Source organism: Rhodoferax sp. SPJ4 (assembly GCF_058216275.1).
This window is the reverse complement of the sequence record NZ_JBYZMN010000002.1, coordinates 258,058-282,371: the sequence shown is the minus strand read 5'-3', so window position 1 is coordinate 282,371 and position 24,314 is coordinate 258,058. Positions and strand designations below refer to the sequence as shown.

Sequence of the window (24,314 nt, the reverse complement as noted above, 5' to 3'; positions counted from 1 at the left end):
AGGCGGGCATCAAAACAAAGGCCCGACGCTGCGCGGGGCAGCTCGGGCCTTGCATGTGCGAGACGCTCAGGCTTCGGACTTGTTCTTCAGCACCTGACGGCCACGGTAAAAGCCGTTGGGGCTGATGTGGTGGCGCAGGTGGATTTCGCCGGTCGTGGGTTCCACAGCGATGCCGGGCACGTTCAGTGCGTTGTGCGAACGGTGCATGCCGCGCTTGGAAGGGGACTTTTTGTTTTGCTGGACGGCCATGATCCGCTCCTGGGTAAATGTGGGGTGGGTGAAAAGCGCAACGAACGGCACAAGCCCCCATCGCACGAAGCCTCAGATTATAGCCTAAGGTCTTGATTTAATTCAATTTGCCAGTACGCAGCTTGGCCAACACGGCGAAGGGGTTGGGTTTCCCACCGCCCTCCTCCGCCTCATCGGCGGCGTCGCCCGTCCCCAGGTGGGGCAGTTCGACAGGGCAAACCTCGTGGGTGGGCACGATGGGCAGCTCCATCAACAGCTCGTCTTCCACCAGCGCCAGCAGGTCAAAGTCGGCGCTCAGCGCCAGCAGGTCTTCCTCGACCTCGTCGTCCAATGACTCTGCCGTGGCCTCGTCGGCGACGAAACGGAACCAGCGGTCAAAGGCCAGCGGCACCGCCACCGGGCCCAGGCAGCGCTGACAGGTCAAGGGCACGCTGGCCTGGCCTTGCAAATGCAGCCAGACCTCGTCGTCTCCGCCGGTTTGCGGCCGGCTTTCGCCGGTGGCGGTCCAGGACACGGTGAATTCGGCGTCGGTGGACTGGGCGTCTTCACTCAAACGGGGGTAGCGGGCCAGCGGATCGGTGGCCGACAGCGTGGCCCCGGCCTGGGCGAAGGCCCGCACCTGCAGGGCACCGGGCTGAAAGGTCTTGCTCATGCCGGCAGTGTAAGAGAATCCCTGCATGACGCCTCCCGCCCCCCTGCCCGTTCAGCGCCCCCTGGTGCTGGGCTCCACCTCGCGCTACCGCCACGAACTGTTGTCCCGGTTGCGGCTGCCGTTCGCCGTGGTGGCCCCTGATGTCGACGAAACCCCTTTGCCTGGCGAAGCACCGGCCGCCCTGGCCGTGCGGCTGGCCCTGGCCAAGGCCAGGGCGGTGGCGGCCCAACACCCTGCGGCGGTGGTGATCGGCTCCGACCAGGTGGCCGACCTGAACGGCCAGCCGTTGGGCAAACCCGGCAGCCACGAACGCGCCACCGCCCAGCTGCGCGCCATGCGCGGCCAGACCGTGGTGTTTCAGACCGCAGTGGCGGTGGTTTGCCAGGACAGCGGTTTTGAGGCGGTGGAATTGGTGCCGGTGGAAGTGCGTTTCCGCGCTTACGACGATGCCGAGATCGAAGCCTACCTGCGCGCCGAAACGCCTTACGACTGCGCCGGCAGCGCCAAAAGCGAGGGCCTGGGCATTGTGATGCTGGACGCCATTGCCAGCGACGACGCCACCGCGCTGGTGGGCCTGCCGATGATCAAGACCTGTGCCCTGCTGCGTGCAGCCGGGCTGAACCTGCTGCCCACCCCATGACCGCCCCCTCACCTCGCGGCCGCCTTTTCCTGGTGCCCGGCCCGCTGGATTTCGGCTGCGCCGAGCCGGCCCCGCTGACCGACGTGCTGCCACTGGCCACGCTCAAGGCCGCCGCCCGCCTGACCCACTGGATCGCCGAAAACGCCAAGACCACCCGCGCCTACCTGAAGCGTGTCGATGCCATCGCCCCGTTGGCGTTGCCGCTGCAGGCCCAGCAGATCGTCGAGCTGCCACACGCGGTGCACAAGAAAGGCGACCACCAGGTGGGTGTTGGCTTCGACGCCAAGGCGCTGCTGGCGCCGGCGCTGCTGGGCCACGACATCGGCCTGGTCAGCGAGGCCGGCATGCCGGCAATTGCCGACCCCGGCAGCTCGGTGGTGCGGGCCGCGCACGACATGGGTTTGACGGTGGTGCCGCTGGTGGGTCCGGTGTCGCTGCTGCTGGCCTTGGCCGCCAGCGGGCTGAACGGGCAGAACTTCGCCTTCACCGGCTACCTGCCGCAGGACCCGGCCGCCCGCGCGGTGGCTGTCAAACAGTTGGAAACGCTGGCGCTGAGGGGTGGCCAGGCGCAGATCGTGATCGAGACGCCCTACCGCAACGCCGCGCTGCTGCAAGGCCTGTTGGAGGTGTTGAGCCCCAACACCCGGCTGGCGGTGAGCTGTGGCCTGACGCTGCCGCAGGCCCGCACCCGCAGCCAGACCGTCAAGGTCTGGCGGGAATCGGAGGCTTTTGATTTTGGCGGCTTGCCGGCGGTGTTCGCGATCGGACGCTGATGGCGCTGGCTCAGCGCAGCGCGGGCATCGCCTTCAGCGCACCGACCATGCCTTCGCCCATGGCCGCGCCGAAGCGTTTGGCCAGCCGCTCGGCCAGGTTGTCGTGGCGGGTGTAGTCGACCAGGTCTTCGGCCTTGATGACCTCGCGCGCCACGTAGTCCAGGCTGCCCAGGTGGTCGGCCAGGCCCAGCTCGATGGCCTGCTGGCCACTCCAGAACAGGCCGGTGAAGGTTTCCGGGGTTTCCTTGAGCCGGTCGCCACGGCCGGTCTTGACCACGTCGATGAACTGCTTGTGGATCTGGTTCAGCAGCGACTGGGCGAACACCCGGTGTTTGTCGGTCTGCGGGCTGAAGGGGTCGAGAAAGCCCTTGTTTTCACCGGCGGTCATCAGCCGGCGCTCCACGCCCAGCTTGTCCATCAGGCCGGTGAAGCCAAAGCCGTCCATCAGCACGCCAATGCTGCCGACGATACTGGCCTTGTCGACGTAAATCTGGTCGGCCGACACCGCGATGTAATAGGCCGCCGAAGCGCAGGACTCTTCCACCACCGCGTACACCGGCTTCTTGTGTTTGGCTTTGAGCCGCAGCACCTCGTCGTTGATCATGCCGGCCTGCACCGGACTGCCGCCGGGCGAATTGATCAACAGCACCACCCCCTTGGCGCCGCTGTCGTCAAAGGCCGCGCGCAGGGCGTCGATCACCAGGTCGGCGCTGGCATCAGCGCCCGCAGCGATCTCGCCCTTGATGGACACCACCGCCGTGTGGGGCGTGGAACTCTCGGCCCCGGTCTTGCCCGACTTGCCGAACAACGCCCAGGCCATGGCCACAAAAAACACCAGCCAGGCCAGCCGGACAAAGGTGCGCCAACGGCGGGCCGACTTCTGCTCGGCCAGCGTGGACAGGGCCAGCTGCTCCAGCACGCCGCGCTCCCAGCCCGGGGCCTGTGGGGGGCCGGCGGGGGATTTTTCGAAACCGAGCGGTCCGTTCAGCGTGGGTTCGGTCATGTCAAAACTCAACAGGCAGTAGGTTGTAGGCAGTATGCCAGTACACCACCCCCTCGGTTTCGCTGAGGGCAATGCGCACCAGGCCACCGCGGCAGGGGCCGCCGGCGCATTGGCCGGTGTTGGGCTGGTAGGCCGCGCCATGGGTGGCACACAACAACCACTGGCCGGTGTCGTCAAAAAAGCGGTTGGGCTGGAAATCCAACTCCATCGCCACATGGCTGCAGCGGTTCAGGTAGGCGTGCACCTGGCCCTGGAAACGCACCGCAAAGGCCCGGCAGGTCTGGCCGGCGTAGACCACGTCAAAGGGCACGGCCAGACCTGAATCGACCAGGTCACGTGCATTGCACAGCGGGACAAGTTCGTTGGCCATGGGCTCGGGCGGGTTGAAGGTCAGCCGTTGTGCAGCAGCCAGTCGTGCAGATCGGCCACCGAATGCGCCACCCACAGCGGTGACAGGCTGGCAAAACCGTCGGGCCGGTGGGCGCCGTAGCTGACCCCCACCGCCGCGCAGCCGGCGTTGCGGGCCAGTTGCAGGTCGTGCGTGGTGTCGCCCACCATCAGGGTGCGCTCGGGCGGTACGCCCAGCTCGGCCATCAGCTCCTGCAGCATGCGCGGGTGGGGCTTGCCCGCGGTTTCGTCGGCGGTGCGGGAGCTGTCGAACAAGCCGCGCAGCGCCACCGCGGCCAGCACCTCGTCCAGCCCGGCGCGCGATTTGCCGGTGGCCACGGCCAGCAGGTGCTGGCGGTCCTTCAGCGCGGCCAGCATGGGCAGCACGCCGTCGAACAGGCTCAGGTCGTGTTGCTGGGCGGTGTAATGGTGGCGGTAGCGCTGACCCAGTTCGGGGTAGCGCTCGACCGGCACGTCGGGCGCCGCATGGGCCAGGGCCTGCATCAGCCCCATGCCGATCACGTAGGAGGCGTCGTGGTCGCTGGGCACGGTGCCACCCACGTCGGCCACCGCGCGCTGGATGCTGCGGGTGATCAGCGCGGTGGAATCGAACAGCGTACCGTCCCAGTCGAAGGCGATCAGGTCAAACTGGCGCGGGCGTGTTGTCATGGTGTGGGGCAAGGGGCCGGGCCCTCAGGCGGGCGCGGCATGGCTGAGGAATTGTTCCAGATCGGCGGGCAGTTCGGCCTGCAAGTCGATGCGTTCGCCGCTGGCCGGGTGTTTGAAATGCAGCCGCCAGGCGTGCAGAAACATGCGTTTGAGCGGCGCCGGCCCGGCTTTCTGCAACCGGCGGTTGGCCTCGAAATCGCCGTATTTGTCGTCGCCGGCGATCACATGGCCTTGCGAGGCCAGATGGACCCGGATCTGGTGGGTGCGGCCGGTCTTGATGGTCACTTCCAGCAGTGTGCAGGCCTGAAAACGCCGCGCCACCTTGACCAGGGTGATGGAGCGCAGGCCGTCCGGGTCGTCCTTGGCCACCACCTTGACGCGGCGCTCACCCTCAGCGTCCAGGTATTTGTGCAGCGGCAGGTCCAGCACCTTTTTGTTGGCGGGCCAGGCGCCCAGCACCAGTGCCAAATAGGTCTTGCCCATGGCCTTGTCGCCCTGGTGTTCGCGCAGCTGGTCTTGCAGCGCCAGCAGCGCGCTGCGCTTTTTGGCCACCAGCAGAATGCCCGAGGTTTCGCGGTCCAGCCGGTGCACCAGCTCCAGAAACTTGGCCTGGGGCCGGGCCATGCGCAATTGCTCGATCACCCCAAAGCTCACGCCGCTCCCGCCATGCACCGCCATGCCAGCAGGCTTGTGCAGCGCCAGCAGGTGCTCGTCTTCCCACAGCACCGGGAACTCGCGTGGCGGCGCGGTGCGGGCCATCTCGGCCTCTTTGTCGGCCGCCCGTTCCGACTGCCGCACTGGCGGCACCCGCACCAGGTCGCCCACGGCCACCCGGGTGTCGGCCGCCACCCGGCCCTTGTTGATGCGCACCTCGCCGCTGCGGATGATGCGGTAGACATGGGTCTTGGGCACCCCCTTGAGCTGGCGAATCAGGTAGTTGTCGAGCCGCTGGCCGGCCGAATCCTCGTCCACCGTGAGGGTCTTGACAGCGGGTGGTGCACCCGGTGGCTCGGGCGACGGCTTGCCCCCTATAATGTGTTTCACCAGCGAGGCGTTGTAAGTGGTTGATTTGTCTGGAGTTTAGTCCACACCCAACCCGCAACCCCACTGGAAGGTTGATGCCACCCTGCCCAGGGCGCACAGACGACAGGCCAGTTGCCTGCCGTGGCGCTCCCCGGTCAGGGCCAAGGCGACACATTGAAACACCGAGACGGAATACCCTGAGTTCACGAGCCGCATGGCTTGTGAACGGATCGACGCGAAATGTTTGTGCTGACAGCTTGGCTCTTTGACGGTCTGCGGTGGCTTTTGCCCCCCGGATGGTTGACGACGCCCGTGCCTGCCACCCCCGGCTGTGGGGTGTTTTTTGCGGCAGTTCCTGCCGCAGAGCCACAACAGCTTTTTTTCGCACCCATCCACGTGCCCCAGCTGAGGCCACCGCGTTGATGCGCGCTCTGGCCATGGCGATTCTGGCAATTCCCTTCGTTTCAACGCGTTCGCTCCGGCATCGTTGGTCCCCCCAGGGGATGTGACGTCGCAAGACGCGAGAGGCCGCGCCCTGTGCGCCGGGTCACCGTACCCGGCTCCGGCGCTTGCCTGCATTGACGAAAAGGAACGCATCATGAAGCGGATGCTGATCAACGCCACCCAGCCCGAAGAGCGCCGGTTGGCCATTGTCGACGGACAAAAACTCCTCGACTACGAAATCGAAATCGAAGGGCGCGAACAGCGCAAAGGCAACATCTACAAGGCCGTCGTCACCCGCGTCGAGCCTTCGCTGGAAGCCTGTTTCGTCGACTACGGCGAAGACCGCCACGGCTTCCTGCCGTTCAAGGAAATCTCCAAGCAGTATTTCGCCCCCGGTGTCGCGCCCAGCCAGGCCCGCATCCAGGACGTGATCAAGGAAGGCAACGAGCTGCTGGTCCAGGTGGAAAAAGAAGAACGTGGCAACAAGGGCGCGGCCCTGACCACCTTCGTCAGCCTGGCCGGCCGTTACGTGGTGCTGATGCCCAACAACCCGCGCGGCGGTGGCGTGAGCCGCCGCATCGAAGGTGAAGACCGGGCCGAGCTCAAAGAAAACATGGACCAGTTGGAATACCCCAACGGCATGTCCATCATCGCCCGCACCGCCGGCATCGGCCGCACCGCGCCCGAACTGCAGTGGGACCTGAACTACCTGCTCAAGCTGTGGAACGCCATCGACGGCGCCGCCAAGGGCACCAAGGGCGCCTTCCTGATTTACCAGGAATCCAGCCTGGTGATCCGCGCGATCCGTGATTACTTCAACCACGACATCGGCGACATCCTGATCGACACCGACGACATCTACGACCAGGCCCAGCAGTTCATGGCCCACGTGATGCCGGAGCATGCGGCCCGCGTCAAACGCTACCGCGACGACGCGCCGCTGTTCAGCCGCTTTCAGATCGAGCACCAGATCGAATCGGCCTACGCCCGCACCGTGACCCTGCCCTCCGGCGGCGCCATCGTGATCGACCACACCGAAGCCCTGGTCTCGGTGGACGTCAACTCGGCCCGCGCCATCAAGGGCGGCGACATCGAGGAAACCGCCACCCGCACCAACCTGGAAGCCGCCGACGAAGTGGCACGCCAGATGCGGCTGCGCGACCTCGGCGGCCTGATCGTCATCGACTTCATCGACATGGAAGAGTCGCGCAACCGCCGCGAGGTGGAAAACCGCCTGCGCGACGCGCTGCGCCAGGACCGCGCCCGGGTGCAGTTCGGCACCATCTCCAAGTTTGGTCTGATGGAAATGAGCCGCCAGCGCCTCAAGCCGGCGCTCAGCGAAGGCGCCTCCATCCCCTGCCCGCGTTGCGGCGGCTCCGGCCACATCCGCGACACCGAAAGCTCGGCGCTGCAAATCCTGCGCATCATCCAGGAAGAGGCCATGAAGGACAGCACCGCCTCGGTGCTGTGCCAGGTGCCGGTGGACGTGGCCTCGTTCCTGCTGAACGAGAAGCGCTCCGAGATCGCCAAGATCGAGCTCAAGCAGCGCATCAATGTGCTGATGGTGCCCAACAAGACGCTGGAAACGCCCAACTACAAGCTGGAGCGCCTGAAGCACGACGACCCCCGCCTCGACAACATCGACGCCAGCTACAAGCTGGCCGACGAGATCGAAGACCCGACCACCGTCACCCGCCGCAGCCAGGAACGCAGCAACAAGCAAGAGCCAGTGATCAAGGGCGTGCTGCCCGATGCGCCGGCCCCGCAGGCCGCGCCCCGCGCCGAGGCAGTGGCTGCACCGGTGGCCGCGGCACCGCGCCAGCCGGCCAAGCCTGTGGCTGCCCCCGCCCCCGCACCGGCGCCTGCCAAGACCGGCTTCTTCGGCTGGTTGACCGGCCTGTTCGGTGGCAGCGCCCCCGCCGCCCCGGTGGCCGCACCGGCCAAGGAAGAGAAGAAGGAAGAAGTGCGCCGCGACGGCCAGGCCCCGCGTGGTGAACGCGGCGAGCGTGGTGAGCGCCACGGCGAACGGGGCGGCCGTGGCCGTGGCCGTGGCCGCGATGGCGAACGCAGCGAGCGTGGTGACCGTCCTCCCCGCGGCGAAGGCGGTGAGCGTGGCCCGCGCGCCGAGCGTGCCCCCCGTGCCGAAGGCCAGGACCGCCCCGAAGGCGGCCGTGGCGAGCGCGGCGAACGTGGCGAAGGCCGCCGTGGTGGCCGTGGCGGTGAGCGTGGCGAACGCGGTGAACAGGGCGAAGGTCGCCGGGGTCCGCGTGACGCCGAAGCCAAGCCGTTGGCACTGGACAGCGCCGCCGTACCGGCCGAGCCACTGGCAGCAGGCAACGTCACCGTGGACGAGTCGGGCGCGGAAGTGCGCAGCGAGCGTCCGCCGCGTGGCGAAGGCCGACGTGGTGGCCGTGGCCGCGGTCGTGGCGACGGCGGTGAGCGTGGCGAACCACGCCAAGACGGCGAGGCCGGCAATGGCACGGCCGAGGCCTCCGCCGATGCTGAGCCGCGCGCTCCGCGCCCCGACCGTCGCAACGAGCGCCGTGACGCCGCTGAGGGCCAGCCGGCGCAAGCCGACGCCCAGGGCGTGACCGACACCTCCACCGCCGAGGCCCCGTCTGCTGACGCTGGCCCAGCCGACGGCGCGCCGCGCGAACGCCGCAGCCGCGACCGCTATGGCCGTGACCGCCGCGAACGTGGCGAAGGCCGCGTCGAGCGGGGCGATCGCCCTGCCGCGGCCGAAGGCGACACCCAGCCGCTGTTCAGCACCGAAGCCGCCCAGGCCGCCGACGCGGTGAGCACCCCGGTCGCCCCCCGCACGCTGCTGGAAGACATGGTGGCACCCGCAGAGACCGCCCCCGCCGTGGTAGCGGCAGCGGTGGTGGCCGAAGCCGCGCCAGCACCGGTCCCTGCGCCCGCCCCTGTGACGGTGGCACCCGCTGCCCCGGCAGCCTCGGTGGCGGCAGCGGTGAGCTTCACCCTGCCAATGGCCGAGTTGCAGCAAATCGCCCAAGGCTCCGGCCTGGAGTGGGTGGGCTCGGACAGCGCCAAGGTGGCGGCGGTGCAGGCGGCGATTGCCGCTGAACCCAAGCCGGCACGTGTACCCCGCGAGCGCCCGCCGGCAGTGACCCTGGACGACGGCCCGCTGGTGCTGGTGGAAACCAAGCGCGACCTGCGCAACCTGACCCTGCCCTTCGAGACCGACGAGGCCCCTGCCGCTTAAAGTTGCAGCCCGGGGCGGGACCCGCCCCTCGTGACAACGGCGCCCTCGGGCGCCGTTGTTGTTGGTGGTGGCTCAGCCGGTGCTCAACGCGGCACCTCGAAGGCCAGCGTCACAAAGCGGCTTTCCCAGGTGTCTGGCGTGTCGGGCGAGGGGTAGAGATCGGTGCCACGCAGCAACCAGCCGCCGGCGAACGGCACCGTGATGCGGGCCCGGCCCTCGTCGTCGGTGGTGGTCCAGCGGCCATAGGGCAACTGGTCGCTGACCAGTTCCACCGGAAACTGCGGCAAGGGCTTGCCCAGCCGCAGCACCTGGAAGCTCAGCTCGCTGCGGGGCTTGAGCGGCTGGCGGTGCTCCAGCACGATGTCCATCGCCAGGCCGCTGGGCTGGCCATCGCCGGCCAGCGCGTCCAGGGCCTGGCGCTGGGGGTCGGCCGCCGCCAGGTCGATGCGGGCGTATTTGGTGTAACGCTCTTTCCAGGTCACGCCGCGCTGGCGCATCTCCTCCCAGGCGTTGCGCACCGCCGCGGGGGGCCGGATTTCGGCGAAATACACCGCCACGATCTCTGGCGTGAGTTCCACGCTGTAGGGCCTCAGCTCGGCCCAGCACGACAGGCCGCCGGCGGCCGCCGGCCACGGGGTTTGCAATGTCAGGTGGTCGGCCCCCTCGGCCTTGGGCAACAAGGCCAGCCGGCGACCGCCGGCGCGGCAGGCGGCCTGCTGCAGGCTGCTGGCCATGGGGTTGAACTGGCGTTGCGGGTAGCGGGTGCCGGTGCTCAGCGCCAGGCTCAGGGTCCGGGCCGGGGTGCCCTCGCGGCTGAACCAGGTGTCGTGGGCCCAGGCGCTGGGCATGCCGCCCGCGCACAGGCTGGCCAGCGCGGCGACCCGCGCCCATCGGCGAACTGGGATGAAAAACGGAACGGCGAAAACCATGCAACCCCCTCGGACGCCCACCACGATGGCAAGCACCAGCCAGCATAGCCGCTGGCCCTCGCCAATGGGTGGTCCGGGGTCACTCGGTGTCGGCGCAGGCCTGGCCGCCGCCCCGGGCTTTGGCCAGGCGCAGCGCCGATTCGGCCCGGGCCAGGGCCGCCCCCGGGGCATCGCCAGGCCGCAAGGCGGTGAAGCCAATGGCGGTGGTGAGCGGCGGCGCCAACGTGGCCCCGTGCACGGCCACACTGGCCAGGCAGCGGTCCAGCACCGCCCGCAGCGCGCTCTGGCCGGGACAGCGCAACATCAGCACGAAGGCCCCGCCGCCGAAGCGGAACAGCCGGTCCTGGCAGCGCAGCGTCTGCAGCAGGCACTGACCCAGGGCCACCAGCACATCGTCACCGGCCAGATGCCCCTGGGCCTCGTTGAAGCGGCGGAACTGGTCGAGGTTGGCCACGGCCAGCCAGCCCTGGTCGGCCTCACCGCCCTGCCGGCGTTCCACCGCCGGCGCTTGGTCCGGGGCCGGTACGGGCGCTGGCAGGCCACGCAAGGCACTGTCAAAGCTGGCGTCAAAGGCCTGGCGGTTGAGCAGGCCGGTCAGGCTGTCGCGCAGACCGGCGTCGAGCGCGCTGTGGGCCTGGCGGTACACCCGCTGCAGGCGGTCAAACAGCTGGGGGGCGGCAAAGGGCAAGGCCAGCGGGGCGCTGAGCTCCACCACGGCCGGCGCCTGTTCGTCTCCCAGCAACGGCAACCAGGCCTTGTGGGTGGCCGGGCTGGCGTCGTCGTCGTCGGGCAGGCCACTGACGCTGTCGCCGCTGGTCAAGCAGGCCAGGCGCTCGGGTGCACTGGCCAGCGGCGGCAGGCGGTCGAGGTCCAACCACAGCGGAGCCGGCACCGCCGCTGCGCCGGGGCCGGCGGTGCGGGCCCGCTCGAACCAGCGCCGGTCGTCCGGCTCGCCGGTGACACCATACAACACCACCGAACAGGGGGCCAGCAGGTCGGCCAGCGCCTCCACCAGGGCGGCGTCCAGGGCCGTCGGGTTGGGCTGGGCGCCCAGTCGGGAAAGGTGGCTGTTCAGCGGGCTCATGCAGCCTTATCGGCTGCGGCACCGCAAACTCAAGCGCTGGCGGCGCGCCGGTACGCCTCGTTGGCGGCGGTCGAATCGCCGCGCTGCTCGGCCAGCTGGGCCAGGGCCCGCCAGGCGCTGCGCTGCAGCGCCGGGTCCTCGAGCCGGCCGACGGCCTGGCTCAGCAGCTGCTGGGCTTTGCCCCACAGCTGCTGCTGCAAACAGGCTTTGCCGGCCAGGTACTGCAGCGCCGGGTCGCGTGGGTTGCGCTGCACGGCCGACTCGATGCGGGCCAGCCAGGCGCCGTCCAGACCGGTCCCGGAAGCGGCAAAACCGGCCTCCAGCACACGGATCAGCTTCAGCCGCTGGGCCTCGCTCAGGGCGTCGGCCTGCTCGGTCATGCGCTCCCACACCGGCAGCAGCCACTGGCGGGCCTGGGCGGCGTCACCGTCCAGCGCCAGCAGGCGTTGCACCGCGTGGAAAGCCACGTCGGGCAGCAGCCGCTCGCCCGCTTCCAGGCTGTCCCAGGCGGCGCGCAGCTGGGTCTGGTCATGGGCGCCGCTCAGCAGGTCGATGGCCAGCCCGCGGATGATGCTCTGGGCGGCCTCGGCGGAAAAGGCCCGGTGCTTGGCCAGCAGCCGCGCCGTTTCCAGCGCCGGCTGGCTGCGCCGGGCCAAGCGGGCGGCTTTGAGCTTGAGACGCAGTGCCAGGGTGCGGCGCTGCGCGCCTTGGGGCAGGCGGTCCAGCCAGTCCAGCGCGGCCGGGGCGTCGCGCTGCACCAGGGCCCAGCGGGCGGCCGACAAGGTGGCGGCCTCGCGGGTTTCTTGGCCGGCGCGGTAGCCGCTGGCGTCCAGCGCCAGTTGCAGGTGCTGGTCGCGGCCGGTGGGGTCTTGCAGCGACTGCGCGCATTCGGCCGCCAGCAGGTGGGCCAGGGCCTGGACCTGGGCGGTGTTGGGGCCGCCGGGCACGGCTTGCTTCAGTGCACTGGCCTGCTCCAGCGCGGCCTGCGACAGCTTGCTGGCCCGGATGAAACGGCCGGCCAGCAGGTGCGACAGGCTGTCGAGCAGGGCGGCGTGCATGGCCCGCTCTTTTTGCTGGGTGCGCCAGCGGCGGGCCTGGCGTGGCAGGTCAAACAGCGCGGCCAGCGCGCGCGACGCCGCATACAGCAGCACAAAGGCGCCCATCAGGCCCAGCAGCACCAGGTTCAGCGACAGGTCGATGCGCCAGGGCGGCCAGAACACCGTGACGGTGCTCTGGTTGTTGCCAGCGAACAAAGCCACCGCCGCGGCAATGCCGAACAGCGCCAGAAACCAAAGGGCCGCACGCATGGCCGCCCCTCACCGGCCCGCGGCCGCGGTGGCCAGGGCCGACAGCGTGTCGTCGACCCGCGGCAGCGCGGTGTTCTTGGCCTGGGCCTGGACCTGGGCCAGCAGCGCCAGTGTGGTCTGGGTCTTGCGCGCGCCGGCATCGGCGAACTTGCGCAGCGTGGCGGCCACGGCCGTCAGGTCTTGCTGGGTGGCGTCACCCTGGCGGGCCAGCAGACCCAGGCGGGCGTTGAGCAATTTGAGCTTGAGGTTTTCGCGCAGGAAAAAGCCCTGGTCGGGCGACAGCAACACCGCCTCGGGCTGCTCGATGCGGCTGACCCGCACCAGCGCCCGCAACTCGCTGCCGACCACATGCAGGGCACGCTCCCACCAGGCATCGGTGGCCGAGGCCGCGCCGCCCTTGGCACCCTGGGCCGCGGCCGGGGTGGCCACCGCGTTGGCCAGCGGCAACTCGTCGACCAGCCGGGTCAATTCGTCGAGCTTGATCAGCAGGCCCGGCAAATCGGTCACGGTGGCGGCCTTGATGCGGTCGAGGTCACGCGCCACCGCCCGCTGCAGCGGCGTCAGCCGGGGCTGGGCGGCACGGGCGATGCGCTGGTCGGCGGTTTTCAGAGCCAGCATCAGCGGCTCGACGCTGCCAGTGACCTGGGCCTGCTGTTGCGCCAGACGGATGGCCGACTCGATGTCGACCACCAGGTTTTCGTCGCGGGAGCGTGACAGGCTTTGCATCAGCTCTTCGAGCTGGCTTCGCTGCAAGGCCACCTCGCTGAGACGGGCTTCGGACACCGCCAGCTTGGCGGCGGTTTCGCGGGCCAGGTCTTGCGCGCCCTTGGCCAGTGCACGGGCTTCCATGGCCTGGCTGCCACTGTCCAGGCTGCGCCGGGCCAGTTCTTCCTGGATGCCAGCGAGCTTTTGCCACAGCAGCACCGAACTCAACAAAGCCAGCAGCGCCAGCCCGGCCAGGCCCCAGACCAGCCAGCGCGAGGCGCGGGGAACAGGGTGTCCCGGGGCGGCGGTGGTGGACGGTGTCCCGCCGGCCAGGCCATCGTCAGGGGGCGTTGCACTCATGCGATCGATTCTATCGAGGCGGCCACCGCGCTCAGGTTGGGACGTGACATGCAAACAACACCGAAGCCGGCCGCCCGCGCGGCATCGGCAATCCGCGGGTGGGTGGCCACGGCGCGGGCCTGCGCCCAGTCGGGTGCCGGCGGCTCGGCGGCCATGGCCGCCACCAGGTTGGCCACCGCCTCGGAGCTGCTGAACAGCCAGACCGAGCCGTCATGGGCCGCCGCCTGGGCCAGCGCGCGCTGGGCGGCGCTGAAGACCGGTGGCCTGCGCTCGTAGACCGCGACCAGGGTGACCTCCGCGCCGGCCGCCTGCAGCTGCTGGGCCAGCCAGTCGCGCCCAGCGCTGCGGCCCTCGGCGTCGCTGCCGCGCACGATCAACGCGTGCTGCCCCGGCAGTACCGTGGGCTGGGCCACCTGCCACAAGGCCTCGGAATCGAACTGGCCGGCCTGCGGGTCAGGGGCCACGATGGCCTGGTCAGGCACACCGGCGCGGCGCAAGGCCTCGGCCGTGCCGGGGCCCGGCGCCCAGCAGCGCGGTGCACCGGGGGCGGCCCAGTCCAGCACCAGGCCGGCCGGCCGGGCCTCGAAAAAATGGTTCACGGCATTGCCGCTGACAAACATCAGCACCGCGTACTGGGGATGGGGGCCCAAGCCCGACCAGCAGGCCGCCAGGGCCGCCTGGGCCTCGGGACGCGAGGGCCCGGCAATGGCAATCAGCGGCAAGGACGCCACCACCCAGCCCGGCCGCGTCAGGCCCGCCACCCAGGGGCCCGCATCGCCTTGTGGGCGGGTGACGATGACGCGCACGGGCGGCGTTTCAGCGCCCACTCAGCGCGCGCCCTGGGCCCGCAGCTGGGCGGCGACCTGCTCACCCAGCAAGGCCGCGGCCGCGTTGTCGCTGGGCGCACCCGAAATCTGCGACCGCAGCAGCGTGGCCGAGCCTTCCGGGTCACCCCAGGCAGCGCGCAGCTGCAGCTGGTCGCCCTGCCATTGGGCAAAGGCGGCCAGCGGCATGGAGCAACTGCCCCCCATGGCCCGGCTCACCGCGCGTTCGGCCGACACCGCCAGCCAGGTGGGCGGGTGGGCGAAAGGCCGCAGCGCGTCGACCAGGTCGCTGCGGTCGCTGCGCACCTCGATGCCCAGGGCACCCTGGCCGGCTGCGGGCAGCATCTGCTCGGGCTCGAACACGGTGCGGATGCGGTCGGCCAGGCCCAGCCGCATCAGGCCGGCCGCGGCCAGCACGATGGCGTCGAACTGGCCTTCGTCAAGTTTGCGCAGCCGGGTGTCGAGGTTGCCGCGCAGCGGCTCGATCTTCAGATCGGGCCGCAGCGCGCGCAGCAGCACCACCCGGCGCAGGCTGGAGGTGCCCACCACCGCACCGGGTGGCAGCGCATCGAGCGAGGCGTAGCGGCTGGAGACCCAGGCGTCGCGCGGGTTCTCGCGTTCCATCACGCAGGCCAGGCTGAAGCCCTCGGGCAGGTCCATGGGCACGTCTTTCAGCGAATGCACCGCGATGTCGGCCCGGCCCTCTTCCAGCGCCACCTCGAGTTCCTTGACGAACAAGCCCTTGCCACCGACCTTGCTCAGCGAGCGGTCGAGGATCTGGTCGCCCTTGGTGGTCATGCCCAGCAGCGACACGCGGTGGCCGGCCTGTTCCAGCAAGGCCTTCACATGCTCGGCCTGCCAAAGCGCCAACCGGCTCTCGCGGGTGGCAATCACAATGGGTTTGGCGGGGGGGGTGCGCTCAGAAGTCACGGCGGGTCTCGGCTGTTGTCGGGCGATGCTAGCACGCCGTTTTTGCCCGGACACCGGGTGGTCGAGCGCTCAGTGGGCCAGCGCCTCGCGCACCGCCGCCAGCTGTCGGCGCGACACCGGCAGGTGCTCGGTCAGGCCGTCCAGGCGCACCGCCCAGCCGTCGCCCTCTTCCGAGTCATGGTGTTTTTCCAGCGCCCGCACCGCGTGGCGGGCCACCAGGGTGTTGCGGTGGATGCGCATGAAATGGTCGCCGAAACGCTGTTCCAGTTCGTGCAGCGACTGGTCCAGCACATGCTCGCGGGCGGCGGTGCGCGCCGTCACGTACTTCAACTCGGCCTTCAGGTAGAGCACCTCGATCAGCGGCACGCGCTGGGTGCGGCCCCGGTCCTGCACCACCAGCACCCGGGCCGCCTCGGCCTGGGCCCGGCGCATCTGGGTGATCTTGCGCTCGGCTTTCTGCAGGCACAGCTGCAGGCGTTCCAGCCGCACCGGCTTGGTCAGGTAGTCCAGCGCCTCCACCTCGAAGGCCTGCAGCGCATGGCCGGCATGGGCGGTGACGAACACCACCGCCACCGGCAGCGGCCGGTCGGCGAGTTGCTGGGCCCAGGCCATGCCGTCAAGGCCGGGCATCTGGATGTCGAGCAGCACCAGGTCCACCGGGTGGGCGCTCAGCGCCTTCACCGCCTCGCCCACGTCGGCCGCCTCGGCCACCACTTCCACGCGCGGCGCGGCGACATCGCCCAGCACGGTGCGCAACCGTGACCGAGCCAGCGGCTCGTCGTCGACCAGCAACACACGCAGGGTGGGGACAGGGTTCATGCGGGCACCTCGATGCGGGCGCGGTAGACGCCATTTTTCAATCCGGTCTGGAACTGGCCTTCCACATCGTGCAGCAGGTTCAGCCGGTCGCGCAGGTTGGCCAGCGCCAGGCCCTGGCCGGCCGGCCCCTGGCCCGCCGGCACGGTGTTGCTGACCTTGACCACCACCCGCTGGCCTCGCCGCTGGGTGCTGATCTTCAGTTTGGCGCCGCTGACACTGGGCTCGACGCCGTGTTTGACGGCGTTCTCCACCAGCGGCTGCAGCAGCAGCGGCGGCAGCCGGGCGCCGTTGGCCGCCGGGTCCAGCGACCAGCTGACCTGCAGGCGCTTGCCAAACCGCACCTGCTCGATGGCCAGGTAGCGCTCGGCCAGCGCGATCTCGTCGGCCAGGGTCACGGTCTGGTGCTGCTCGGCCAAGGCGCTGCGAAACAAATCACTCAGGTCTTCCAGCAAGGCCTCGGCGCGGGCCGGCTCGGCCCGCACCAGGGCGATGGCGCTGTTCAGCGCGTTGAACAGAAAGTGCGGCCGGATGCGGGCCTGCAACTCGGCCAGCCGGGCGGTGGTGGTGGCCGGCATCTGGCTGCGGGCCCGCCAGACCAGCGCCGTCACCAGGCCATGGGCCAGCAAGACCCCGGTGGCCGCGCTGGCCAGCCAGGGGCTGGCCTCGGTACCGCCCGGCCAGCCGACCAGGGCCAGCAAGGCACAGGCTTGCAAACCGGCCAAGGCGCCCAGCGTGGTACCGGCAACAAACTGCCAGCGCCAGGGCCAACGGCCCAAGACCCGCCGCAGGCTGCAGGCCACGATCAACCAGCTCAGCGTGGCGGGCAAGGCGCCGCCGGTCAGCAGGGCCAGCCGGCCCAGCCAGTCCATCGCGCTGACCGCGCCAAACATCGCGCCCACCGCCACCACCGCTTCCACGTACAGCACGGCCCGCAACACCACCCCGGCGTGGCAGGCGTCGAACACCAACACCGGCTCGGTGGCAGGGGCGCCGGCGGGCGGGTCGGCGAAGGCCGATAAAATTGAGGTGTTCTGCATGCCAATGGGGAATGTGCCCCGATTATTGGCATTCCTGCCGCCGCCGCAAGGCCGGCCTGCCCAACCCGGCGTTCTGCCCCGCATTGCCCACCATGAGCCACAACCAGTTCGACAAAAAATCCGAGGCGTGGTCTGCGCTGTTCTCCGAGCCCATGAGCGACCTGGTCAAGCGCTACACCGCCAGCGTGTTCTTCGACAAACGGTTGTGGCAGGCCGACATCGCCGGCAGCCTGGCCCATGCCGGCATGCTGGCCGCGCGCGGCATCATCTCCACCGACGACCACGCGGCCATCCAGAAGGGCATGGCGCAGATCAGCAGCGAAATCGAGTCCGGCCAGTTCGACTGGAAGCTCGACCTGGAAGACGTGCACCTGAACATCGAGGCCCGGCTGACGGCCCTGGTGGGCGACGCCGGCAAGCGGCTGCACACCGGCCGCAGCCGCAACGACCAGGTCGCCACCGACGTGCGGCTGTGGCTGCGCGGCGAGATCGACCTGATTGGCGGCCTGCTGACCGACCTGCAAAAGGCGCTGGTGGACATTGCCGAGCAGAACGCCGCCGTCATCCTGCCCGGCTTCACCCATTTGCAGGTGGCCCAGCCGGTGAGTTTTGGCCACCACATGCTGGCCTATGTGGAGATGTTCGCCCGCGACGCCGAACGCATGCTGGATGTGCGCAAACGCGTCAACCGCCTGCCGCTGGGCGCAGCCGCGCTGGCCGGCACCAGCTACCCGCTGGACCGCGAGCAGGTGGCGCAAACCCTGGGCATGGAGGGCGTGTGCCAGAACAGCCTGGACGCGGTGAGCGACCGCGACTTCGCCATCGAATTCACGGCAGCCGCCAGCCTGGCCATGGTGCACATCAGCCGCTTCAGCGAGGAACTGATTCTGTGGATGAGCCAGAGCTTTGGCTTCATCGACATCGCCGACCGCTTCTGCACCGGCTCCAGCATCATGCCGCAGAAGAAAAACCCCGACGTGCCGGAACTGGCACGCGGCAAGACCGGCCGGGTGGTGGGCCATCTGATGGGCCTGATCACCCTGATGAAGGGCCAGCCGCTGGCCTACAACAAGGACAACCAGGAAGACAAGGAGCCGCTGTTCGACACGGTGGACACGCTGAAAGACACGCTGCGCATCTTTGCCGAGATGGTGGGTGGCATCACCGTCAAGCCGCAGGCCATGGAGGCCGCCGCCCGCCGCGGCTACGCCACCGCCACGGATTTGGCCGACTACCTGGTGAAAAAGGGCCTGCCCTTCCGCGACGCCCACGAAACCGTGGCCCATGCGGTGAAGACCGCCATCGCCCAGGGCCTGGATTTGTCCGAGCTGCCGCTGGCCACGCTGCAGCAGTTCCACCCGGCGATTGAAGCCGATGTGTTCGGTGTGCTGAGCCTGCAGGGCTCGCTGGACGCCCGGCAAACCCTGGGTGGCACGGCGCCGGTGCAGGTGCGGGCGCAGATTGCCCGACACCGGGCCCGGCTGGCCTGAAGGCGCCGCTCAAGCCTGGCTGGCGCCGAACTCCAGCAACGCCGGCACGAAGTTGGCGTTGTCGTGGCCCTCGCGGGTCAGCTTGAGCAGGGCAAAGCGCTGCAGCGGCGACAACCGGGCCCAGCGTTCCTGCGTCGGCGGCAACAGGCCGCGGGCGCGCGCCAAGTGGTCCACCGGCAAGGGCACCTCGCTGGCACCACGCCAGGCTGGGTGAGGGTCCAGCGCCACGTCTTGGGCTGGCTCGCCCATCCGCGCGGCGATCAGCTGGCGCAACCACTGCCCGTAGGCGGCCACCTCTGGCTCGGCAGTGCAGGGCCCGTCCACCAGCTGGCGCCGCTCGTCCACCGAAAAGCGTGACCACTGGCGCAGCGTGAGCTTGACGCCGCAATGGTCCAGCTTGAACCGCACCACCATGGGAATGCAGCGCAGCGTGCCCTCGAAGTCACGCTCAAAGTGAAAAATCGGACCGTCGCTCATGATTCGTTGTATTTAAAAAGACACAACGAAACAAGCAACTCCCGGGCCAGAAGCGCTGCACCGGCCTGGGGCGCGGGCCGTGACAAAAGTCCGCGGGCCAGCCGGCCAGCCCCGCGCAAACCCGGTGACAGGGATTTCTGCGATCTGGCACACTCCCGTCATGAACGCCTCGATGAACATCCCGTCCTGGTCGGATGACTTGCTGCTCCACGACGAGCGCACCGACACCACCCACCGCGAATTCATGCAGCTGCTGCGCTCGTCCTTCATGGCCACAGAGAGCAACCGCCTGCAACGCTTCCAGAAACTGCTGGAGCACACGGTGGAACACTTTGCGCAGGAAGACCGCTGGATGCTGGCCACCGGCATGGAAGACGGCAACTGCCACAGCAAAGATCACACCATGATCCTCGAGACCATGCGCGAGGTGGAAAAGCGCGCCCTGGGCGGTGACATGAGCTTCATCCCGGTGATGAACCAGGCCCTGGCCCAATGGTTTCCCGACCATGCCAAGACCAAGGATGCCGGCCTGACCCAGTACCTGCAGGAAATCGGCTTCGACACCACCGCAGAAAAGCTGGCCAACCCGGACACCGCCCAACTGAACCCGCACGGCGGCTGCGGCACCCTAAAGGCCTGCGCCTGAGGCCCTGGCCCTCCCCCACCAAACCGCCTGCCAGGCGGCTTTTTTCATGGGGCCTGCCGCGGTCGCCCAGGTGGCTGTCCCCGCCAGGATGAGCGGCCGATAATCGAGCGCTATCGCGGCCCCTCGGCCGACGTCGGGAGCGCCACTTGACCGTCATCACCACCATCGAAGACCTGCGCCTGCTGGCCAAGAAGCGCGTGCCGCGCATGTTCTACGACTACGCCGACTCCGGCTCCTGGACCGAGGGCACCTACCGCGCCAACGAGGGCGATTTCCAGAAAATCCTGCTGCGCCAGCGGGTGGCGGTGAACATGGACAACCGCAGCACCGCGGTGCAGATGATCGGCCAGCCGGCCGCCATGCCGGTGGCGATTGCCCCGGTGGGCCTGACCGGCATGCAGCATGCCGACGGCGAGATCCATGCCGCCCGCGCGGCCGAGAAATTCGGCATCCCGTTCACCCTGTCCACCATGAGCATCTGCTCCATCGAGGACATTGCCGAGCACACCAGCGCCCCCTTCTGGTTCCAGCTTTACATGATGCGCGACCGCGAGGCCATGGCCCGCATGATTGACCGCGCCAAGGCCGCGCGCTGCAGCGCCCTGGTGCTGACGCTGGACCTGCAGGTGATTGGCCAGCGCCACAAGGATTTGAAGAACGGCCTGACCGCGCCGCCCAAACCCACGCTGGCCAACATCCTCAACCTGATGACCAAGCCGCGCTGGTGTCTGGGCATGGCCCGCACCCGCCGTCACACCTTCCGCAACCTGGTGGGCCATGTGCAGGGCGTGAGCGACATGCGTTCGCTGTCGGCCTGGACCAACGAGCAGTTCGACCCCCGGCTGTCCTGGGCCGACGTGGCCTGGGTCAAGGAGCGCTGGGGTGGCAAGCTCATCCTCAAGGGCATCATGGACGTGGAAGACGCCGAACTCGCGGTCAAGGCCGGCGCGGATGCCATCGTGGTCAGCAACCATGGCGGCCGCCAACTCGACGGTGCGCCCTCCAGCATCACCGCCCTGCCCGCCATCGTGGCCGCGGTGGGCGCGCAGACCGAGGTCTGGATGGACGGCGGCATCCGCTCCGGCCAGGACGTGCTGAAGGCCTGGGCCCTGGGCGCACGCGGCACCATGATCGGCCGCGCCATGGTTTACGGCCTGGGCGCGATGGGCGAGGCCGGCGTGAGCAAGGCGCTGCAAATCATCCACAAAGAGCTGGACGTGACCATGGCCTTCTGTGGCCACACCGAACTGCGGCGGGTGGACAAAACCATTTTGCTGCCCGGCACCTACCCGGTGTGAGCACCCCGCGCCGCATCGCCCACCTGGACATGGACGCGTTCTACGCGTCGGTGGAGTTGCTGCGCTATCCCCAGCTGACCGGCCTGCCGGTTGTGATTGGCGGCGGCCGGCGGCGGCTGGACGACGCGCTGCTGGCCAGCCATGCCGACACCCCGCTGGACCGCATCCCGGTGGCGGCGTTTCCGCTGCTGAAGGACTACACCGGCCGCGGCGTCATCACCACCGCCACCTACGCCGCCCGGGCCTTTGGTGTGGGCTCGGCCATGGGGCTGATGAAGGCCGCCAAGCTCTGCCCCCAGGCCATCCTGCTGCCGGTGGACTTTGACGAGTACCGGCGCTTCTCGCGCGCCTTCAAGGCGGTGGTGACCGAGATCGCCCCCGTGATGGAAGACCGCGGCGTGGACGAGGTCTACATCGACTTCACCGAGGTGCCCGGCGGCCAGCGCGAGGGCGGCCGGGTGCTGGCGCGGCTGATCCAGAAAAGCGTGCTCAACGCCACCGGCCTGAGCTGCTCCATCGGCGTGGCGCCCAACAAGCTGCTGGCCAAGATGGCCAGCGAGTTCCACAAGCCACGCGGTATCACCATCCTGCAGCCCGAGGAGTTGCAGGCCCGCATCTGGCCGCTGCCGGTGCGCAAGCTCAACGGCATCGGTCCCAAGGCCGAGGCCAGGCTGGCCGGTCATGGCATCGCCACGCTGGGCGACCTGGCAGCGCGCGACCGCGACTGGCTGGTGGCGCAGTTTGGCAAAAGTTACGGCGCCTGGCTGTTTGACGCGGCCTGGGGCCGCGACGACCGGCCGGTGGTGACCGAAAGCGAGCCGGTGTCCATGAGCCGGGAAACCACCTTCGAGCGCGACCTGCACGCGGTGCACGACCGGGCCGAGCTGGGCGCGCTGTTCACCACGCTGTGCGAAAAGCTGGCGGCCGACCTGCAGCGCAAAGGCTGGGCCGGCAAGACGGTGGGCATCAAGCTGCGTTTTGACGATTTCCAAAGCCTGACCCGCGACCACACACTGGACCAGCCGGTGGCCGACGCGGCCAGCATCCGCCGCGCCGCCGGCCTGTGCCTGAAGCGGGCGCCGCTGGAGCGGCGGCTGCGGCTGCTGGGGGTGCGGGTGGGCAAGCTGAGCCCCTGGGACCCCTCGCGCCCCGCGGCCCCAGCGGACGCGCCCCCGGCCCCGACCTCCTCTCACCCCGACCTGTTTGACCCGCCCCAATGACAACGGCGGGCCAAAGCCCGCCGTTGTCATCACAAAACCACCGACCGCAGTCGGTGGGCCGGGCCGCTCAAGGCAGCGCCGTGGGCTCCGAGGTCTCGTCCGAGGCCAGCACCGCATTGCCCAACAGAATGGGCTCCGAGGTGTCGCTGGTCTTCTGCTGCAGCGCCAGCATGAAGAGGATGAGTTCATTGATGCTGGTGGTCGTGTTGGTGGGCACGTCCGAACCAGCCACATAGTCCTGGCCGTTGCCGCCGCAGGCGGCCAGCAGGCCCGCCACAACCAGCGCGAGCGCCGCCAGCCTGACCGGCTTTTTAAGGTTTTTCACAGGTGAGTTCATGGGTCACCTTCAGTTGGGGAAGTTCTTCGCGCCCGGCAGCGGGGCGTTCAAGTAGGGGAAGCTGGTCCGTGGCAGGTCGGCGGCCGTGGCGCGCACACCGTCCACAAAGGCCACACCACCGGCGGGCGCATCGGCCGGCTTGCAGCCGACCTTCAGCGTGTCGGTGGTGCCGGTGGCCACGCACAACACACCCATGGCCACGCGCAGCGAGGCGTCCACCACGTCGTCGATGGGGCGACGGCCGTTCGGGAAGCCAGCCGTGTCACCACCCAGCACACCCAGCGGGTTCTGCATGGCCAGCGGCTTGGCGGCGATCGAGGTGTTCAGACGCTGCATTTCAGCCAGCGGGCCACCCACGCCCAGGCCGGTGATGTTGGCCGGGCGGTTGACGCCAGGCACACCGGTCAGGAAGGCGGTCAGCAGGTCGGTGCGGGGGAAGTTGGTCGGTGCCACAGCGGTCGGGAACAGGATCTCGATCAATGCCGGCAGCGTGGGATTGGTCACGTAGTCGGCAAAGTTGGCCGCGTCGTTGGACGGCTTGGAGGCGTTGAACTTGTCCTTGTCACGCAGACCGATCACCACCTCGTTGACCAGCGGCATGCCCAGGCGGGAGACCTGGGTCCAGGCGCCACCGACACGCTCATTGACCTGCAGACCGGAGCCGGGCGCGCCATTGACGAGCTTGGCCTGGCGCAGGCTGGCGGTGGTCCAGGCACCGATGACGGGGTCACCGCCCGAGGTCGAGGCCTTCAGACAGCTGGCCGGCACTTCCAGTGCAATGGAGGTGACGTTCTTGTCGGTCAATTCGCCAAAGGCACCGGCGGTGGCGTTCAGCGCCGCCGCATTGCTTTCGCTGGTGATGACCGCGCCGGGGGCGTTGATCAAGTCAAAAATCGTCCCGAGATTGACCGAAAACGCTTCCTTGCGCTGGCCCACAAACACCTTGCCGGGTGCGGAGCAGCCCGGAATGTTGACGGTGTTGATGAAGCTGTTGGCATAGCTGTCGTAGGCCGCGGCATTGCCAAAGGTCTTTTCACCGATGTAGTCGATGGGCTTGGCAAAGGTGCTGCTGCCGCCGTTGGCGTTGGTCACCACAGAGCGGGTGCCGCCACGGCGGTCGCCGCGGACCACGGTCACGGTGTAGCTCTCGGTGTAGCTCAAAGCGCCGGTGGTGGCGGTGATGGGGCTGGCCTGGCGCAGCGGAATCGCCACGTTCTTGCCGCCGACCGGGATTTCGATGCCCTTGCCGCCGTTGGCCAGCGTGTTGCTGAAGCGGAACTGGAAGGTCAGGTCTTCCTTGCCGTCGCCGTTGTTGTCCACATGGATTTCGTACAGCGCGTTGGGGTCCAGCGAGAAGTAGTTGGGGCCGCCGTACGGGTCTTGCAACGGCAGGTAGTTGGCAATCAGCGTCACGTTGCCTTCGCGGCCGGGTTCGTAGCTGTTGAACATGTAGAAATCGGTGCCATCCACCTTGGGGGTGGTGGTGATGCCGGGGGCTTCACGGTGGCTGGATGCGAGAGCCGCACCGGCTGCCAGCAGCAAAAGGCCGCCTTTTGCGAGATGCCGAAATTTGAACGCCATGGGAACTCCTCGTTGGTTGAATCGTTGGCTGAATGGACTGTTCGGTCCAAAACCAGCCTATCCCTTTACGGCGCTCCCGTCTGTCTGGATGCAGTCCCCCTGCTTGCACCACGGTGAAGAGGGCCATCGCATCCAATCCCTGTCGCACCACGTACCTGTCGTGCGGATGCAATAACATGCATTTCTCTTACGCTGACAAAGTCACCA

The 24,314-nt window shown here is 68.8% G+C and carries 24 protein-coding genes; 7 read left to right on the top strand and 17 right to left on the bottom strand.

Going from position 1 to position 24,314, the window contains the following annotated elements; translation table 11 throughout:
• Positions 1-66 precede the first annotated feature (66 nt).
• Together rpmF and AC4BAR_RS08735 are read right to left on the bottom strand one after the other, a co-directional pair.
• On the bottom strand, positions 67-249 hold the full coding sequence (gene rpmF, locus AC4BAR_RS08740) for a 50S ribosomal protein L32 (protein ID WP_019575026.1): 183 nt from the start codon (positions 247-249) through the stop codon (positions 67-69).
• A 97-nt stretch (positions 250-346) separates the two neighbouring features.
• Positions 347-901: a YceD family protein gene (locus AC4BAR_RS08735; RefSeq protein ID WP_490627465.1), complete on the bottom strand. Its 555-nt coding sequence runs from the start codon at positions 899-901 to the stop codon at positions 347-349.
• A gap of 25 nt (positions 902-926) precedes the next feature.
• Here AC4BAR_RS08735 and AC4BAR_RS08730 point away from each other — a divergent pair, with 25 nt between their 5' ends.
• Together AC4BAR_RS08730 and AC4BAR_RS08725 are read left to right on the top strand one after the other, a co-directional pair.
• Positions 927-1,541: a Maf family nucleotide pyrophosphatase gene (locus tag AC4BAR_RS08730; RefSeq protein ID WP_490627464.1), complete on the top strand. Its 615-nt coding sequence runs from the start codon at positions 927-929 to the stop codon at positions 1,539-1,541.
• On the top strand, positions 1,538-2,314 hold the full coding sequence (locus AC4BAR_RS08725) for an SAM-dependent methyltransferase (protein WP_490627463.1): 777 nt from the start codon (positions 1,538-1,540) through the stop codon (positions 2,312-2,314). The genes AC4BAR_RS08730 and AC4BAR_RS08725 overlap by 4 nt, the downstream gene beginning before the upstream one ends.
• 10 nt (positions 2,315-2,324) lie before the next feature.
• Here the strand turns inward: AC4BAR_RS08725 and AC4BAR_RS08720 are convergent, their stop codons facing one another.
• Genes AC4BAR_RS08720 through AC4BAR_RS08705 form a run of 4 tightly spaced genes read right to left on the bottom strand, consistent with a single transcriptional unit; the run spans position 2,325 to position 5,417 of the window.
• Positions 2,325-3,317, bottom strand: coding sequence for a S49 family peptidase (locus AC4BAR_RS08720; protein WP_490627462.1), 993 nt, complete (start codon positions 3,315-3,317; stop codon positions 2,325-2,327).
• A 1-nt stretch (position 3,318) separates the two neighbouring features.
• On the bottom strand, positions 3,319-3,687 hold the full coding sequence (locus AC4BAR_RS08715; protein WP_490627461.1) for a Rieske (2Fe-2S) protein: 369 nt from the start codon (positions 3,685-3,687) through the stop codon (positions 3,319-3,321).
• Between the two features lie 20 nt (positions 3,688-3,707).
• Entirely contained in the window at positions 3,708-4,373 is a 666-nt protein-coding gene (locus AC4BAR_RS08710; protein ID WP_490627460.1) for an HAD family hydrolase, read from the bottom strand.
• A gap of 24 nt (positions 4,374-4,397) precedes the next feature.
• Positions 4,398-5,417, bottom strand: a complete 1,020-nt coding sequence (locus AC4BAR_RS08705) for an RluA family pseudouridine synthase (protein ID WP_490627459.1) — start codon at positions 5,415-5,417, stop codon at positions 4,398-4,400.
• 577 nt (positions 5,418-5,994) lie between these two features.
• Between AC4BAR_RS08705 and AC4BAR_RS08700 the strand changes: the two genes are divergently transcribed.
• Positions 5,995-9,063: an Rne/Rng family ribonuclease gene (locus AC4BAR_RS08700; RefSeq protein WP_490627458.1), complete on the top strand. Its 3,069-nt coding sequence runs from the start codon at positions 5,995-5,997 to the stop codon at positions 9,061-9,063.
• 83 nt (positions 9,064-9,146) lie between these two features.
• Here the strand turns inward: AC4BAR_RS08700 and AC4BAR_RS08695 are convergent, their stop codons facing one another.
• The 8 genes from AC4BAR_RS08695 to AC4BAR_RS08660 all read right to left on the bottom strand — a co-directional run bounded on the left by AC4BAR_RS08695 (position 9,147) and on the right by AC4BAR_RS08660 (position 17,058).
• Positions 9,147-9,992 (bottom strand): DUF4198 domain-containing protein, encoded by an 846-nt coding sequence (locus tag AC4BAR_RS08695; RefSeq protein WP_490627457.1) that lies wholly within the window; start codon positions 9,990-9,992, stop codon positions 9,147-9,149.
• Between the two features lie 79 nt (positions 9,993-10,071).
• Entirely contained in the window at positions 10,072-11,076 is a 1,005-nt protein-coding gene (locus AC4BAR_RS08690; RefSeq protein WP_490627456.1) for a GGDEF domain-containing protein, read from the bottom strand.
• A 29-nt stretch (positions 11,077-11,105) separates the two neighbouring features.
• Positions 11,106-12,383: a heme biosynthesis protein HemY gene (locus AC4BAR_RS08685; RefSeq protein ID WP_490627455.1), complete on the bottom strand. Its 1,278-nt coding sequence runs from the start codon at positions 12,381-12,383 to the stop codon at positions 11,106-11,108.
• Between the two features lie 9 nt (positions 12,384-12,392).
• Positions 12,393-13,448 carry a uroporphyrinogen-III C-methyltransferase gene (locus AC4BAR_RS08680; protein ID WP_490627454.1) on the bottom strand — a complete coding sequence of 352 codons (1,056 nt, stop codon included), beginning with the start codon at positions 13,446-13,448 and terminating at the stop codon, positions 12,393-12,395.
• A complete protein-coding gene (locus AC4BAR_RS08675) occupies positions 13,445-14,254 on the bottom strand; it encodes a uroporphyrinogen-III synthase (protein WP_490627453.1) in 810 nt (269 codons plus the stop codon). The genes AC4BAR_RS08680 and AC4BAR_RS08675 overlap by 4 nt, the downstream gene beginning before the upstream one ends.
• A 21-nt stretch (positions 14,255-14,275) precedes the next feature.
• Entirely contained in the window at positions 14,276-15,202 is a 927-nt protein-coding gene (hemC, locus tag AC4BAR_RS08670; protein ID WP_490627452.1) for a hydroxymethylbilane synthase, read from the bottom strand.
• 69 nt (positions 15,203-15,271) lie between these two features.
• Positions 15,272-16,021: a LytR/AlgR family response regulator transcription factor gene (locus tag AC4BAR_RS08665; protein ID WP_490627451.1), complete on the bottom strand. Its 750-nt coding sequence runs from the start codon at positions 16,019-16,021 to the stop codon at positions 15,272-15,274.
• Positions 16,018-17,058: a histidine kinase gene (locus AC4BAR_RS08660; protein WP_490627450.1), complete on the bottom strand. Its 1,041-nt coding sequence runs from the start codon at positions 17,056-17,058 to the stop codon at positions 16,018-16,020. Before AC4BAR_RS08660 ends, AC4BAR_RS08665 begins: the two co-directional genes overlap by 4 nt.
• Before the next feature lie 92 nt (positions 17,059-17,150).
• Between AC4BAR_RS08660 and argH the strand changes: the two genes are divergently transcribed.
• On the top strand, positions 17,151-18,548 hold the full coding sequence (gene argH, locus AC4BAR_RS08655; protein ID WP_490627920.1) for an argininosuccinate lyase: 1,398 nt from the start codon (positions 17,151-17,153) through the stop codon (positions 18,546-18,548).
• Positions 18,549-18,557: 9 nt separating this feature from the next.
• Here the strand turns inward: argH and AC4BAR_RS08650 are convergent, their stop codons facing one another.
• Positions 18,558-19,025 carry a nitrate reductase associated protein gene (locus AC4BAR_RS08650; protein ID WP_490627449.1) on the bottom strand — a complete coding sequence of 156 codons (468 nt, stop codon included), beginning with the start codon at positions 19,023-19,025 and terminating at the stop codon, positions 18,558-18,560.
• Positions 19,026-19,185: 160 nt separating this feature from the next.
• Between AC4BAR_RS08650 and AC4BAR_RS08645 the strand changes: the two genes are divergently transcribed.
• From AC4BAR_RS08645 to dinB, 3 genes are all read left to right on the top strand, one after another.
• Positions 19,186-19,671: a hemerythrin domain-containing protein gene (locus AC4BAR_RS08645; protein ID WP_490627448.1), complete on the top strand. Its 486-nt coding sequence runs from the start codon at positions 19,186-19,188 to the stop codon at positions 19,669-19,671.
• Positions 19,672-19,817: 146 nt separating this feature from the next.
• Positions 19,818-20,969: an alpha-hydroxy acid oxidase gene (locus AC4BAR_RS08640; protein ID WP_490627447.1), complete on the top strand. Its 1,152-nt coding sequence runs from the start codon at positions 19,818-19,820 to the stop codon at positions 20,967-20,969.
• A 29-nt stretch (positions 20,970-20,998) separates the two neighbouring features.
• A complete protein-coding gene (gene dinB, locus AC4BAR_RS08635; protein WP_490627919.1) occupies positions 20,999-22,189 on the top strand; it encodes a DNA polymerase IV in 1,191 nt (396 codons plus the stop codon).
• Between the two features lie 67 nt (positions 22,190-22,256).
• On the opposite strand, the gene AC4BAR_RS08630 is transcribed toward dinB, so the two are convergent.
• Entirely contained in the window at positions 22,257-22,526 is a 270-nt protein-coding gene (locus tag AC4BAR_RS08630; RefSeq protein ID WP_490627446.1) for a hypothetical protein, read from the bottom strand.
• A gap of 9 nt (positions 22,527-22,535) precedes the next feature.
• Positions 22,536-24,107 (bottom strand): DUF4331 domain-containing protein, encoded by a 1,572-nt coding sequence (locus AC4BAR_RS08625; protein ID WP_490627445.1) that lies wholly within the window; start codon positions 24,105-24,107, stop codon positions 22,536-22,538.
• Between the last annotated feature and the right edge of the window lie 207 nt (positions 24,108-24,314).

Excerpts from the sequence above, each read along its gene's own strand:
- AC4BAR_RS08710 (WP_490627460.1), bottom strand. The coding sequence starts at position 4,373 with ATGACAACACGCCCGCGCCAGTTTGACCTGATCGCCTTCGACTGGGAC.
- AC4BAR_RS08700 (WP_490627458.1), top strand. The coding sequence starts at position 5,995 with ATGAAGCGGATGCTGATCAACGCCACCCAGCCCGAAGAGCGCCGGTTG.
- AC4BAR_RS08690 (WP_490627456.1), bottom strand. The coding sequence starts at position 11,076 with ATGAGCCCGCTGAACAGCCACCTTTCCCGACTGGGCGCCCAGCCCAAC.
- AC4BAR_RS08725 (WP_490627463.1), top strand. The coding sequence starts at position 1,538 with ATGACCGCCCCCTCACCTCGCGGCCGCCTTTTCCTGGTGCCCGGCCCG.
- rpmF (WP_019575026.1), bottom strand. The coding sequence starts at position 249 with ATGGCCGTCCAGCAAAACAAAAAGTCCCCTTCCAAGCGCGGCATGCAC.
- AC4BAR_RS08720 (WP_490627462.1), bottom strand. The coding sequence starts at position 3,317 with ATGACCGAACCCACGCTGAACGGACCGCTCGGTTTCGAAAAATCCCCC.
- AC4BAR_RS08665 (WP_490627451.1), bottom strand. The coding sequence starts at position 16,021 with ATGAACCCTGTCCCCACCCTGCGTGTGTTGCTGGTCGACGACGAGCCG.
- AC4BAR_RS08695 (WP_490627457.1), bottom strand. The coding sequence starts at position 9,992 with ATGGTTTTCGCCGTTCCGTTTTTCATCCCAGTTCGCCGATGGGCGCGG.
- argH (WP_490627920.1), top strand. The coding sequence starts at position 17,151 with ATGAGCCACAACCAGTTCGACAAAAAATCCGAGGCGTGGTCTGCGCTG.
- AC4BAR_RS08735 (WP_490627465.1), bottom strand. The coding sequence starts at position 901 with ATGAGCAAGACCTTTCAGCCCGGTGCCCTGCAGGTGCGGGCCTTCGCC.
- AC4BAR_RS08625 (WP_490627445.1), bottom strand. The coding sequence starts at position 24,107 with ATGGCGTTCAAATTTCGGCATCTCGCAAAAGGCGGCCTTTTGCTGCTG.
- AC4BAR_RS08650 (WP_490627449.1), bottom strand. The coding sequence starts at position 19,025 with ATGAGCGACGGTCCGATTTTTCACTTTGAGCGTGACTTCGAGGGCACG.
- AC4BAR_RS08730 (WP_490627464.1), top strand. The coding sequence starts at position 927 with ATGACGCCTCCCGCCCCCCTGCCCGTTCAGCGCCCCCTGGTGCTGGGC.
- dinB (WP_490627919.1), top strand. The coding sequence starts at position 20,999 with ATGGACGCGTTCTACGCGTCGGTGGAGTTGCTGCGCTATCCCCAGCTG.
- AC4BAR_RS08630 (WP_490627446.1), bottom strand. The coding sequence starts at position 22,526 with ATGAACTCACCTGTGAAAAACCTTAAAAAGCCGGTCAGGCTGGCGGCG.
- AC4BAR_RS08680 (WP_490627454.1), bottom strand. The coding sequence starts at position 13,448 with ATGAGTGCAACGCCCCCTGACGATGGCCTGGCCGGCGGGACACCGTCC.
- AC4BAR_RS08715 (WP_490627461.1), bottom strand. The coding sequence starts at position 3,687 with ATGGCCAACGAACTTGTCCCGCTGTGCAATGCACGTGACCTGGTCGAT.
- AC4BAR_RS08660 (WP_490627450.1), bottom strand. The coding sequence starts at position 17,058 with ATGCAGAACACCTCAATTTTATCGGCCTTCGCCGACCCGCCCGCCGGC.
- AC4BAR_RS08645 (WP_490627448.1), top strand. The coding sequence starts at position 19,186 with ATGAACGCCTCGATGAACATCCCGTCCTGGTCGGATGACTTGCTGCTC.
- AC4BAR_RS08685 (WP_490627455.1), bottom strand. The coding sequence starts at position 12,383 with ATGCGTGCGGCCCTTTGGTTTCTGGCGCTGTTCGGCATTGCCGCGGCG.